We start from the raw sequence: 12,289 nt of genomic DNA, 5'->3' as shown, positions 1-12,289 counted from the left end.
ATTCATGGCGCACCCTCCTCAGATCACTGATCCAGGAACGACCGCAGCTTCCGGCTCCGGCTCGGGTGCTTCAGCTTCCTGAGCGCCTTCGCCTCGATCTGGCGGATTCGCTCGCGCGTCACCGAGAACTGCTGGCCGACCTCTTCGAGCGTGTGGTCGGTGTTCATGCCGATGCCGAAGCGCATCCGCAGCACCCGCTCCTCGCGGGGCGTCAGCGAAGCCAGCACCCGCGTGGTGGTTTCCTTCAGGTTCTCCTGAATGGCGGAATCCAGCGGCAGGACGGCGTTCTTGTCCTCGATGAAATCGCCAAGCTGGCTGTCTTCCTCGTCGCCAATCGGCGTCTCCAGAGAAATCGGCTCCTTGGCGATCTTCATCACCTTGCGAACCTTCTCCAGCGGCATCTGGAGCTTCTCGGCCAGTTCCTCCGGCGTCGGCTCGCGGCCGATCTCGTGGAGCATCTGGCGGCCCGTGCGGACCAGCTTGTTGATCGTCTCGATCATGTGCACCGGAATACGGATGGTGCGGGCCTGATCGGCAATCGACCGGGTGATCGCCTGACGGATCCACCACGTCGCATAGGTCGAGAACTTGTAACCGCGGCGATACTCGAACTTGTCGACGGCCTTCATCAGGCCGATGTTGCCTTCCTGAATGAGATCAAGGAATTGCAGCCCGCGGTTGGTGTATTTCTTGGCAATCGAGATCACCAGGCGGAGGTTGGCTTCCACCATTTCCTTCTTGGCCTGGCGGGCCTCCTTCTCGCCCTTCTGCACCTGCTGCACGATGCGGCGGAACTCGGGGATGTCGACGCCGACGTATTGGCCGACCTGGGCCATGTCCATGCGCAGCTCGGCCACCTTTTCCGACGAGCGCTCGAACAGCGCCTGCCAGCCCCGCCCGGCCTTTTCGGCCATGCGGTCCATCCAGGTCGGGTCCAGCTCGTAGCCACGGTATTCGTCGATGAACTCGCGGCGATTGAGGCGGGCCACATCGGCCAGTTTCACCATCGCGCTGTCGATCGACATGATCCGGCGGTTGATGCCGTAGAGCTGGTCGATCAGCGCCTCGATCCGATTGTTGTGCAGGTGCAGCTCGTTCACCAGCAGCACGATCTCGCCGCGCAGCTTCTGGTATTTCTTCTCGGCCTTTTCCGAGAACGAGCCGTCCTCGTTCAGCGTGGCCGACATCCGCTGGTCCTGCATCTCGGCCAGCTCGGTGTAGTCATGGGCGATGACGTCGAGCATTTCGAGCACGCGCGGCTTGAGCGCGGCCTCCATCGCGGCGAGCGACATGTTGGCCTGCTCGTCGTCATCGTCGTCATCGTCGTCGACGGCGATCGGGTTTCCGTCGGCGTCGAGCTCCTGCTTCTGTTCCTTCTCGCCGTCCTCGCCGGAGGGCGTCGACGAAACCTCCTCGGTATCGTCTTCGTCCTCGTCGCCATCCACGCCACGGCCGAAGGTGGTCTCAAGGTCGATCACATCGCGCAGCAGGATGTCTTCGTTCAGAAGTTCCTCGCGCCAGATGGTGATCGCCTGGAAGGTCAGCGGGCTCTCGCAGAGGCCCGCGATCATGGTGTTGCGGCCGGCCTCGATGCGCTTGGCAATCGCGATCTCGCCCTCGCGGGAGAGCAGCTCGACCGAGCCCATCTCGCGCAGGTACATCCGCACCGGGTCATCGGTACGGTCGAGCTTTTCGGTCTCGGACTGCGACACGGCGACTTCGCGCGAGGAGGAGGTTTCCACCACGGCGGTCGAGCCCTTCGGCTCGTCCTCATCCTCGTTCTCGTCGTCTTCGGTCACCTGGATGCCCATCTCCGAGAGCATCGACATGACGTCCTCGATCTGGTCCGAAGACACCTGATCGGGCGGCAGAACCTGGTTGAGCTGGTCGTAGGTGATGTAGCCGCGCTCACGAGCCTCGGCGATCATCTTCTTGACCGCCGCCTGGCTCACGTCGAGCATCGGTTCGGCTTCGTTGTCGTCAGGCTTGTTGTCGTCGTTGTCCTTGGCGGCCATCTAGCTCTCCTGAAGGGCGTTCCGGGCGGTCCGGGTGAACGCGCGATTCGGGCTTTCCGAATCAATAGCGCGAATCACCGGAGATTCCAGCAGAAGCCCATAAAAATTGATGTGAAAGGCGCTCGCCCTGTGGCGGGAATGTCGACAATTAAAATCAACTCCGCCCCCCACGAGGCTTTTGCTGCCCGATCTGGTCGAGCAGCGCATCGAGGCTGGCGCGTTCGGATCGGTCGAGACGGGCGCCGTTTGGGGCGATATCATAGTCGGCCTTGTCGGTTTCATGGTTGGTCGTTGCGCGGTGGCGGGCTTCCGAAGCCTGCCCAAGCCGCCAGGTCAGCCCCTCATCGGCCAACCCGTCGATCTGATGCATCGCCTCCGCGATTTCCCGCGCGGCCCCACGATCGGCAGAAAGGATTGCGAAATCCTGGGCGAGACACATGCGAGCCAGCTCGATGTCTCCGGGATTGCGGATGCAGGGCGCAATGCGGACATGTGCCGGAGTGAAGATCTTTTCAAGGGCGGCAGGGCCGAATTCTTCCTCCAATGCGCGGCGCGGGTCGGCGTCGTCGGCATGGGTGAGCAGCGCCATGGCGAGCGGTGAATGCCCGTTGCCCTTCCAGTCGAGCTCTTCGATGGCATGGGCAAATTCATCGGCCAGCTCGGGGTGGGTGAGCAGGGTGGCGAGGATCACCGCCTCGCGCAGGTGCTCCTCGATGTCGGCCCCGGCCGCCGCCAGCACCGAGCCGCGGGTTGCGGGCGTAGGCAGGGCAGGGGCGGGCATGCCGCGCGGGCGCCACGGGCGCTGGGGCGCACCGTTGCCGCGCGACTGGCCCTCGCCGCCGCCCTGCTGGGCGTTGCCCGCGGCGCGGCGCGGGTTGAACAGCTCCCATTTGCGCTCCTTGAAGGCCTCGTCGTAGTGCCGCCGCACGTCCGGGTCCTGGATCAGCTGGGTCGCGGCGCGCAGCGAGGCATCCAGCGCGGCGCGGCGCTCGGGGCTGTCGAGCTCGCGGTCCTCGGTTTCGCGCCGCCAGAGCAGCGACACCAGCGGTTCGGCCCGCTCGATCACCGCCTGCATCGCGGGCGGCCCCTCGGCGCGCAGCAGGTCGTCGGGGTCCTTGCCCTCGGGCAGCAGGGCAAAGCGCAGGCTGCGGCCCGGCCCGATCTGGGGCAGCGCCATGTCGATCAGCCGCATCGCCGCGCGCAGGCCCGCCTTGTCGCCATCCAGCGCCACCACCGGCTCGGGGGCGAGGCGCCAGAGCATCTGAAGCTGGGTCTCGGTAATCGCCGTGCCCAGCGGCGCAACCGCCCCGCCAAACCCGGCCTCGGACAGCGCGATCACGTCCATGTAGCCCTCGGCCACCAGCAGGGCCTGCCCCTTTCCCACCGCGCTGCGGGCGTTCTGGAGGTTGAACAGCACGCGCCCCTTGTCGAACAGCGGGCCCTCGGAGCTGTTGAGATACTTGGCATTGTCGGCCGGGTCCATCGCGCGGCCGCCAAAGGCAATGGCGCGGCCCCGCGCATCGCGTATCGGGAACATGATGCGGTTGCGGAAGGCATCATAGGGCGCGCGGCCCTTGTCGCTCTCGCGCAGCAGGCGGCAGGCGAGCATGTCCTCCACGCTCACCCCCTTCTGGGCGAGCGCCTCGCGCAGCCCTTCCCAGCCGGGCGGCGCAAAGCCGAGGCCCCAGCGCTCCTGCGCCTCCTCACCCAGCCCCCGGCCCGCAAGGTAGCTGCGTGCCTCGGCCCCGGCGGCGGTCTTGAGCTGCAGGCGAAACCACTTCACCGCCTGCTCCATCACCTCGGTCAGCCGGGTGGTGGCATCGGCCTTTTCCTGCGCCTGCGGGTCGCGGGCGGGCATCTGCATGCCGGCCTCGCCGGCGAGAATCTCGATCGCCTCCATGAAGCCGACGTTCTCGGTCTCGCGCACGAAGGAGATCGCATCGCCCTTCGCGTGGCAGCCGAAGCAGTAGTAGAATCCCTGCTTGTCATCGACATGAAAGCTGGCGGTCTTCTCGTGGTGAAACGGGCAGGGCGCCCACATGTCGCCCTTGCCCTGGTTGGATTTCTTGCGATCCCACATGACCTTGCGGCCCACCACGTCGGAAAGCGACAGGCGGGTGCGTAGCTCGTCAAGGAATCCGGGTGGCAGCGACATTTTCCATATATCGGGCCGCGGGCGGGATGAGTCCAGTAGGGCGGGACCGGTCCCGCCACGCCAGGCGCGGCTAGTCGCCTTTTTTCTTGCCCGGCTCGCGGCCCAGCCCGCGCTCGAGACGGTCGGCGAATGCGGCGCGCTCCTCGGGGCTCATCGAGGCCAGCCGGTCCAGCAGGATCTCGTGGCCGATACGCTGTCCCTTGGTGATGGCGCTGCGCTGCGCCTCCATCTGCGCGGCCATGGCGGCGCGGTCGAAGGGCTCGGCCCGCAGCGTGGCGAGGGTGGCCTCGAAGGCGCTGCGCAGGCCGCTACGGCTGGCGCGCAGCTCATCGCGGCGGGCCTCGATGGCCGCCCTGAAGTCTTCGCGGTTCTCGCGGGGAATGGCGCGGGCGTAGGGGCCAAAGCCCAGCTCACGAACGATTTTATCCTTGTCGCCACGGCGCCCGTCGGGGCCGCGCTTGCCGTCATGGGTGATCCAGGCGCCCAGCACCAGCCCGGCCACGGCGAGGTTGGCGGCGAGCGAGAGCACCAGCACCACGCGCAGCCAGCGGCGCGGGCGGTTGGCGGGGTCGGGCAGAGGGGGTTGCAGGTCGGTCATCTTGGTCCTCAGCCGTCGGTCAGCAGGTCGGCATAGGCAACGTCGTAGCCCAGCAGGTCATCGTCGGAGGCGGTGGTGTCGGCGGTGGCGGTGGCGCTGCCCAGCAGGCTGGCGGTCACGCTCGACACGGCCTCGGGCGGGCGCAGCCCGATCCAGATGCCCGCGAGGGCGGCGGCGGTCAGCCCGGCAAGGCCCGGCGCGCCGCCAATCGAGGCCCAGAGCGCGGCCAGAAAGCCGCGGCGCGGCGCGGCGGCGGCACCACCAGCGGACGCGATGACGGGCGCGGCTTCGGCAAAGCCCTCCTGCACCCCGTAGCCATCCTCCAGCACCCGCGCCAGAAGCTCGGGCGAAGGCTCGGCCGCCATCGGCTCTTCCACGCGCGCGGCGGAAAAGAAGCTCTCCAGCAGGGCCTCCTCCGAGGCGGTCAGCTTGTCGTCATGGTCAGCCATCGCTCAACCCCAGTTCTGCGCGGGCGCCCCTGAGACGGGCCGCAAGTGCGCGTTTGCCGCGGGCGATCAGACTTTCGACCGCCTCTACGGAAATGTCCATCTGCCGGGCAATCACGGGGTTGCCCAGGCCTTCGATGTGTCTCAGCCGCACCGCCTCGCTCTGGCGGTCCGGCAGCTCGGCCAGCGCGGCATAGAGAGCCGCCGCGCGTTCTTCGGCCTGCATCCGCTCCACCACGCCGGCCCGCTCGTCTTCGGGCTCGGGGATGGAGTCGAGCGCCTGCCCGCGGCGTTTGCGCAGCCGGTCGGTGCAGAGGTTGCGGGCCACCTGATAGAGCCATGTGCTCACCTTGGCCTCGCCGCTGCGCCAGTCGGGCGCGATCTTCCACAGACGCATCATCGCATCCTGCGCCACGTCCTCGGCCTCGGCGCGGTCGGTCAGCATCCGCGTGGCGAGGCCCAGCACCATCGGGGTCAGCCGCAGCGTCAGGCTGCGGGCCGCCATCCGGTCGCCCCCGGCAAACCGGGCCAGGAGCGTCTCGTCATCCGGCTCTTGGGGCGCGTCGAGGGGCATGGGCATTGCCTGCGTCTAGCTTGTCTTTCCGGTCTTCTCAATGGCCCTGAAACGCCGGTTTCAAGGCCCCCTCCCCACGCGGTTTCAGGGGGATGACACTTTGCGCGGGGAGGGAAGCGTTCGAAACGGTGTTACGGGTCAGTTCCGGCGGTAGTGGCCATGTCCGTCGCCACCCCGCTCGTCGCCGCCACGACGCTCGCCGCGCTTGTGCTCGCGATCGCCGTCCCGCATGCCACGCCCTTCGCCACGATCTGCGAGGAAGGCCATGGCCGTCTCGAATTCCTGCTCTGACACGTTGCCGTCACCATCGGTGTCCATCCGCTCGAAGAGCTTGCCCAGCATCTCCTCGCGCCGTTCCTGCGCCTTTTCCGGGCGGCCTGCGGCCATTTCCTCGGCGGAGACGGTGCCGTTGCCATCGGTGTCGAGCCGCTCGATCATGCGCTCGGCACGCTGGGCGCGGCGGGCCTCCTCGCGGGCGGCCTGCGCGGCCACCAGCTCGTCGGCGCTGATCTCGCCGTCGCCATTGGCATCGGCGCGGGCAAAGCGCACGGCGTCACCGGCGGCCAGTTCTTCGGCCGAGAGGGTGCCGTTGGCATCGGCGTCCAACTCGGTGAAGCTGGGGGGCGTCGGATCGGCGCCCGGGCCCATGCCCATGCCGCCCATGCCGCCGCCGGGGCCACGGGCCTCGGCCATCGGGGCCACGGCCAGGCCGGTGGCGATCAGGGTGGTGAGAAGCAGAATGCGTTTCATCTTGGTTGTCCTCCTCAGGAGTGCTCAATTCAGGTTTGCCTCGGGGCCCTTCGTTGGCCCGTTGATGCTTCTCAAACGCCCCCCGGCGCGGCTTCCGTCGCTCTGGGGCAAAGATTCTTTTTCGCCCCGGTTTGCGACATCCCGACGCAAGGACAATCTGTGCCCTCTCAATCCCGGGCCCGGAGGCCTAGATTGACCCCAGAAGGTAACGCCGCCCCGCAAAGGATCGTCCGGGCGGCAAGGTGGGTGCAGGAATGAAACATGTGGACATGCCCGGCACGATGTCGGCGCAAGACCTGAGGGAATGCGACGCGGACGGCGAGCGTCCGGCCAAGCCCGCGATGTTGCGCGGTTGGCGGCGGCGCTGCCCGTGCTGCGGCAACGGGCCGATGATGGCGGGCTACCTCAAGGTGCGCGACACCTGCCCGGTCTGCGAGGAAGAACTGCACCACCACCGCGCCGATGACGGCCCGGCCTACCTGACCATCCTGATCGTCGGCCACCTGCTCGCGCCGCTTATCCTGATCGTCTACACCAACTTCCGCCCCGACCCGCTGGTGCTGGCCACCGGCTTTACGGTTGGCTGTGTGGCGCTTTCGCTCTACCTTCTGCCCCGGCTCAAGGGGCTGATGGTGGGCCTGCAATGGGCCAAGCGGATGCACGGGTTCGGCGGCGAAGCAGGCTGACGCGCCTGCCGCATCATGACGGCGGGAGGCACTTCATGGACAAGGTTTCGACAGCTGGAACGCCGGTCGACAAGACGGCGATCCGCAATGCGGCCACGATCATCCTCTATCGCCGGGGCGCCGAAGGCACCGAGGTGCTGATGGGCCAGCGCGGGGCGAGCGCCGCCTTCATGCCCAACAAGTTCGTCTTTCCCGGCGGGGCGGTGGATGCGGTGGATGCCACGGTGCCCTTCGCCTGCGGCCCCGACCCGGTCTGCGCCGCACGTCTCGCGGCCGAAGCCGAGCAGCCGCTGGTCCCGGCGCTGCTCGCGGCGGCGGTGCGCGAACTCTGGGAAGAGACCGGGCTGATCCTCGGCGTGCCCGGTGCGTGGCCCACGCCCGCCCCCCGGGGCTGGCGCGGCTTTGCCGCCAGCGGCCACCTGCCCTCGGCCGAGGGCCTGCGCTTCGTCTACCGCGCCATCACCCCGCCGGGCCGCCCGCGCCGCTTCGACGCCCGCTTCTTCCTCGCCCCCGCCACCCGGGTTGCCGGCGACGTGGACGATTTCTCGCGCGCCGAGGACGAGCTGTCGCTGCTGCAATGGATTCCGCTGACCCGGGCCCGCAGCTTCGATCTGCCCTTCATCACCGAGGTCGTGCTCGGAGAGGTCGCCGCGCTCACCGCCCATGACGCGCCCCCCGACGGGGTGCCCTTCGTGCGCAATGACGACCTGGTGGCAGGGATCCGGCGGCTGCGCTGAGGGCGGCGGCAGGAGCGGGGGGCCAGCTCCCCACACCGGGACGTACAGTGGGGGGCCAGCCCCCCACACCCCCCGGAGATATTTGCAGCAAGAAAATGAACAGGGTGGCGCTCAGGCCGTGGCGGCGACGAGGGCAATGACCGAGGCGATGAGCAGGGCTATGCCTGCGAGTTCGCGCCGGGCGAGCCGCTCCGAGAAGACCCGGGCGCCGATGAAGAGCGAGAACAGCACCTCGACCTGGCCCACCGCGAAGACCACGGCGGCCGATTGCAGGGCGAAGGCGGCGAACCAGCAGAAGCTGCCGCCGAAGGAGGTGATGCCGACCGCGAGGCCGGGCCGCCAGGCCGCGAAGACCCGAGTGATCTCGCCGCGATCGCGCGCCAGCAGCCAGGCCAGCATCATCAGGTTCTGCAGGATCACCACGCAGCCCAGGGCCAGGGCCGGGCGCAGCAGGATGTCGTCGCTGGCAACCTGCAGCGTGGCGGCCCGGTAGCCCACGCCGGAAAAGGCGAAGAACAGCCCCGCGCCGAGGCCGAGGCTGGCCGAGGGGGCATCGAGGCGCAGCTTTCCGCCCGTCCCCGAGAGCATCAGGATCGCAACCATCCCCACCACCATCGCCGCGAACCCGCCCCAGCCCGGGGTTTCGCCCAACAGCGCCCAGCCCACGGCGGCAGTCAGCAGCACTTCGGATTTGCGCAGGGTCACGCCCACGGCGAAGTTTCGGCGGGCAAAGAGCATGACCGTGAATACGGTGGCGAGGATCTGGCTGGCCCCGCCGAGCAGCGCCCAGGGCCAGAACAGGCTGTGCAGCACCGGCAGTTCCATGCCGCGCAGCGAGACCATCGCCCAGAGCGCCAGCCAGATCATCGGCAGCGAATAGAGAAACCGCGCCCATGTGGCGCCCGTGGCCGTGAGCCCGGCCTGCGCCATCTGCTTTTGCACCATGAAGCGCATCGCCTGAATGAGCGCGGCCGAGAGGGCGAAGATGATCCAGAGCCAGTCCATTTGCGTGCTATGTGCACATAAATGCGGACTTGGGAAGTGGCAGGCTTGCGAAACCCGCGCGGCCTCAGGGCGCGGGCGGCCCCTGCCGTTGCCAGAGCGGGTGGGCCACCGGGTCTTTCGCGGTGAGGAAGTGGCGCCGGAAGACCTCGGCGTAGGAGCGGTAGCGGTAGCCCTCGTTGCGCGTCAGGTAGCGGGCCGGGTTGGCAAAGTAGAGCCGGGGCAGGCGATACCACGGCGTGCGCGGATGCATGTGGTGGACCACATGCAGGTTGTTGTTGAGAAACAGGAAGGCGAGCGGCCCGCGATCCTCGATCACCACGGTGCGGCCCCGGGCGCGCGCATGGGCCTGATGCTCGAGGAAGGTCCGGATCTTGAGGATCGACAGGGCGGCATAGGCGCAGGCGAGATAGGCGGGCAGGGGCATCGGCGTGGCGGCAAGCCAGAGCGCCACCGGAACCAGCCCGGCGAGGTGCAGGGCCCAGCCGAGGGCCACCCGCCGATCGCCCGCCCGGATCGCCCGCCAGTCGGCCCGCATGAAGGCGATCTGCCCGATCAGCGGCCCCAGCACGATGCGCCCGGCCAGGGTGTTGTTGATCCGCAGCAGGGCGCGGCGCCAGCGCGGCAGGCGGGCCCAGTCCCCGGCATCGAGGTAGTTGCTCTCGGGGTCGTCGTAGGGATCCGTCAGCAGGCTGTCCTGATGGTGGGCGAGGTGGGTGTCGCGGAACCGCAGGTAGGGGATGAAGAGGCCGAGCGCGGGAAAGACCAGCGCGGCATTGGCCCGGCGCGAGCGGAACGGGTGGCCGTGGATCATCTCGTGGCTGAGGGAGGAGTGGAGCACCAGCGCGAGGGTGGTCAGCCCCATGGCCAGCGGCAGCGACAGGGCGGCAAGCCCCGCGGTGGCGAGGGCAAAGCCGGCGTAGCAGAGCACGAGCAGGGCGAGGGTGGGCCATTCGGGGCTGCGGGGCTCGCGCAAACTGTTCTCCTGCCGGGGGTGGGGGCGGGCCGGTGGCCCTGTCCGGCAAGTGGTAGGGGGCGGGGTGGCCCGGGGTAAGGTCATCTCTTGTTAACATTCTTCAGCAATGTTGATAAAAGTGAACATATGATCGAAAGACTCGACAAGCGCGCCCGTGCCGGGCTGTTCCGCGCCCGCACCGCCCGCGCCATCACCGAGGCCGGGCTGAGCCAGGCCGCCGTGGCGCGCGCCGTCGGGGTCAGCCGCTCGACCCTGTCACAACTCCTGCGCTCGGAGGCGGCGCGGCTGCCGGGGGCGCAGCTTCTGGGCGATCTGGCCGGGGCGCTTGGGGTAAGCGCCGACTGGCTCCTCGGCCTCACGGACCGGCCCGAGCGCGCGGCGCAGCTTGCGCAGGCGGCCATGTCGATCACCCAGGCCGAGCGCGCGCTGATCGACGACCAGATCTTTGCCTGGCACCAGGAAGCGGCGGGCTACAAGATCCGCCACGTGCCGGCGACCCTGCCCGATATGCTGAAAACCCCCGAGATGCTGCACTGGGAATATGCCCCCCACCTCGGCAAGACCACGGCCCAGGCCATCGGCGCGGCGCAGGACCGGCTCGACTGGATGCGCGGCTCGGGCAGCGATTACGAAATCGCCCTCCCGCTCGATGAACTCGCCGCCTTTGCCGGCGGCACCGGCTACTACGCCGGGCTGCCCGAGGCGCTGCGGCGCGAGCAGCTGGGCTGGATGGGCGAGCTGCACCGGCAGTTCTACCCGCAACTGCGGATCTTTCTTTTCGACCAGCGCCGCATGTTCTCGGCCCCCGTCACCGTGTTCGGCCCGCTGCTGGCCGTGCTCTACATGGGCTCATCGCACCTCGCCTTCCGCGACAAGGAGCGGGTGCAGGCAATCACCAGTCATTTCGACGGGCTTGTGCGGGCGGCCCGGGTTGATGCGCGCGAATGGCCCGAGCACGTGGCGGAGCTGCTGCGCGGCCTCGGCTGAACGCAAAACGGACGCGCCTTGTTCAGGGCGCGTCCGCTTTCCGGAAACTGAGCAGGAGGCCTTAGCGCAGGAGCGGCTTGATCCCGGCGGCGGCGGCCTGGGTGATCGGGTCGATCGCCATCAGATGCGCGCCCACCTTCTGCACCGTGTTGCCCACCCGCAGGCCTTCGAGCCGCGCGGTGTAGTCGGCCGTGCCGAGATGGGCCAGCGTCATGGCCTTGAAGCAGAGGAACACGGCCAGCACCGTCAGCGCCGGTCGCAGAACCGGACGGCGGGTGCGCTTGGCGCGGGTGTAATAGCTCTGGCCCAGGGTGCCTGTGGCCTCGAACCCGCCGCCCTTGCGGTGGGTCTTTTCGATCCGGCGGATACGTCCGGCGAAGTTTTGCATGATAGGGTCGGCCAAGGTGCTCTCCGTCACAAATCTAGTCTGCGTAAGCCCCCGCTCGAGGCAGAAGATGCGCCATGATTTGGGCGGAATTTGGGCGAGACCTCAGGGTTTGCGCAGACAAAGGGTCGTCCAGTCGCCGATCGTTTCGGTGCTGGCGACAGTCAGGCCGTTTTCGGTGTAGGCGGCCGTCACATCAGGGGCTTGATCGTTGAGCAGGCCGGAGAGAATCGCATGGCCGCCCGGGGCCAGCGCCCCGGAAATATCGGGCGCGAGGCCGATCAGCGGGCCTTTGAGAATATTGGCGAAAATCAGGCCGAAAGGGGCGGCGGCGGCAAGGGTGGGGTGGTCCATGCCGGTGGCCTCAATGCAGCGCACCCGGCCGGTCAGCCCGTTGGCGGCAAGGTTGGCCTCGGCCACCTCGACGGCGACAGGGTCGATATCGGAGGCGATGATCTCCACCTCCCAGACCCGCGCCGCAGCCATCGCCAGCACGGCGGTGCCGCAGCCCACGTCGGCTACGGGGCAGGGGGCAAGGCCCTCCTCCAGCAGCCGGTCGAAGGCACGCAGGCAGCCCAGGGTGGTGCCGTGGTGGCCGGTGCCGAAGGCCATGGCGGCCTCGATCAGCAGCGGCTCGGCACCGGCGGGCACGGTCTCGGCATCATGGCTGCCGTAGACATAGAAGCGCCCGGCCTCCACCGGGGCCAGCTCGCGGCGCACATGGGCAACCCAATCGGTCTCCGGCAGCTCCGACACGGTGAAGGGCCGTGCCTCGAAGGCGGCGGCCAGAAGCGCCAGCCCGGCCTCGTCGGGGGTCTCCACGAAGTAGCCACCCACTTCCCAGAGCCCGCTGTCATCTTCCACCTCGAACACGCCAACCCCGGTGGGCTCGGGGGTGAGCCGCTCCAGTGCTTCGCCAAGGGCCTCGGCGGCGTCTTTGCCTTGAAGGGTGGTGAGGGCGGTGAAGGTGGGCATGGG

Annotated in this window: 13 protein-coding genes; 3 read left to right on the top strand and 10 right to left on the bottom strand. The window is 68.4% G+C overall.

Features of this window, described 5'->3' with window-relative positions; all coding sequences use genetic code 11:
* Positions 1-23 precede the first annotated feature (23 nt).
* From rpoD to GTH22_RS08865, 6 genes are all read right to left on the bottom strand, one after another.
* The gene (gene rpoD / locus GTH22_RS08890; RefSeq protein WP_252944835.1) at positions 24-2,015 is read right to left on the bottom strand and encodes an RNA polymerase sigma factor RpoD; all 1,992 of its coding nucleotides are present in this window, start codon (positions 2,013-2,015) and stop codon (positions 24-26) included.
* 154 nt (positions 2,016-2,169) lie between these two features.
* Entirely contained in the window at positions 2,170-4,170 is a 2,001-nt protein-coding gene (gene dnaG, locus GTH22_RS08885) for a DNA primase (RefSeq protein ID WP_252944834.1), read from the bottom strand.
* Positions 4,171-4,240: 70 nt separating this feature from the next.
* Entirely contained in the window at positions 4,241-4,768 is a 528-nt protein-coding gene (locus tag GTH22_RS08880) for a periplasmic heavy metal sensor (protein ID WP_252944833.1), read from the bottom strand.
* 8 nt (positions 4,769-4,776) lie between these two features.
* Complete coding sequence (locus GTH22_RS08875) at positions 4,777-5,217, bottom strand: hypothetical protein (RefSeq protein ID WP_252944832.1); 441 nt, start codon at positions 5,215-5,217, stop codon at positions 4,777-4,779.
* On the bottom strand, positions 5,210-5,794 hold the full coding sequence (locus GTH22_RS08870) for an RNA polymerase sigma factor (RefSeq protein WP_252944831.1): 585 nt from the start codon (positions 5,792-5,794) through the stop codon (positions 5,210-5,212). The genes GTH22_RS08875 and GTH22_RS08870 overlap by 8 nt, the downstream gene beginning before the upstream one ends.
* A 132-nt stretch (positions 5,795-5,926) precedes the next feature.
* Positions 5,927-6,538: an EF-hand domain-containing protein gene (locus tag GTH22_RS08865; RefSeq protein WP_252944830.1), complete on the bottom strand. Its 612-nt coding sequence runs from the start codon at positions 6,536-6,538 to the stop codon at positions 5,927-5,929.
* 281 nt (positions 6,539-6,819) lie between these two features.
* On the opposite strand from GTH22_RS08865, the gene GTH22_RS08860 reads away from it, so the two are divergent.
* Both GTH22_RS08860 and GTH22_RS08855 read left to right on the top strand, forming a co-directional pair.
* Positions 6,820-7,224 carry a DUF983 domain-containing protein gene (locus tag GTH22_RS08860; protein ID WP_252947613.1) on the top strand — a complete coding sequence of 135 codons (405 nt, stop codon included), beginning with the start codon at positions 6,820-6,822 and terminating at the stop codon, positions 7,222-7,224.
* Between the two features lie 35 nt (positions 7,225-7,259).
* Complete coding sequence (locus GTH22_RS08855) at positions 7,260-7,961, top strand: NUDIX hydrolase (protein WP_252944829.1); 702 nt, start codon at positions 7,260-7,262, stop codon at positions 7,959-7,961.
* 111 nt (positions 7,962-8,072) lie between these two features.
* Here the strand turns inward: GTH22_RS08855 and GTH22_RS08850 are convergent, their stop codons facing one another.
* Together GTH22_RS08850 and GTH22_RS08845 are read right to left on the bottom strand one after the other, a co-directional pair.
* Entirely contained in the window at positions 8,073-8,966 is an 894-nt protein-coding gene (locus GTH22_RS08850) for a DMT family transporter (RefSeq protein WP_252944828.1), read from the bottom strand.
* 64 nt (positions 8,967-9,030) lie between these two features.
* On the bottom strand, positions 9,031-9,939 hold the full coding sequence (locus GTH22_RS08845) for a fatty acid desaturase (protein ID WP_252944827.1): 909 nt from the start codon (positions 9,937-9,939) through the stop codon (positions 9,031-9,033).
* 126 nt (positions 9,940-10,065) lie between these two features.
* On the opposite strand from GTH22_RS08845, the gene GTH22_RS08840 reads away from it, so the two are divergent.
* Entirely contained in the window at positions 10,066-10,926 is an 861-nt protein-coding gene (locus GTH22_RS08840) for a helix-turn-helix domain-containing protein (protein ID WP_252944826.1), read from the top strand.
* A gap of 61 nt (positions 10,927-10,987) precedes the next feature.
* Here GTH22_RS08840 and GTH22_RS08835 read toward each other — a convergent pair whose 3' ends face one another.
* Positions 10,988-11,329 carry a hypothetical protein gene (locus GTH22_RS08835; protein WP_252944825.1) on the bottom strand — a complete coding sequence of 114 codons (342 nt, stop codon included), beginning with the start codon at positions 11,327-11,329 and terminating at the stop codon, positions 10,988-10,990.
* A gap of 87 nt (positions 11,330-11,416) precedes the next feature.
* Positions 11,417-12,286 carry a 50S ribosomal protein L11 methyltransferase gene (locus tag GTH22_RS08830; RefSeq protein WP_252944824.1) on the bottom strand — a complete coding sequence of 290 codons (870 nt, stop codon included), beginning with the start codon at positions 12,284-12,286 and terminating at the stop codon, positions 11,417-11,419.
* Positions 12,287-12,289: the final 3 nt, after the last annotated feature.

The organism is Oceanicola sp. 502str15 (assembly GCF_024105635.1).
Taxonomy (GTDB): Bacteria; Pseudomonadota; Alphaproteobacteria; order Rhodobacterales; family Rhodobacteraceae; genus Vannielia.
The sequence above is the reverse complement of the archived record's forward strand: the minus strand, read 5'-3'. Positions and strand labels throughout refer to the sequence as shown.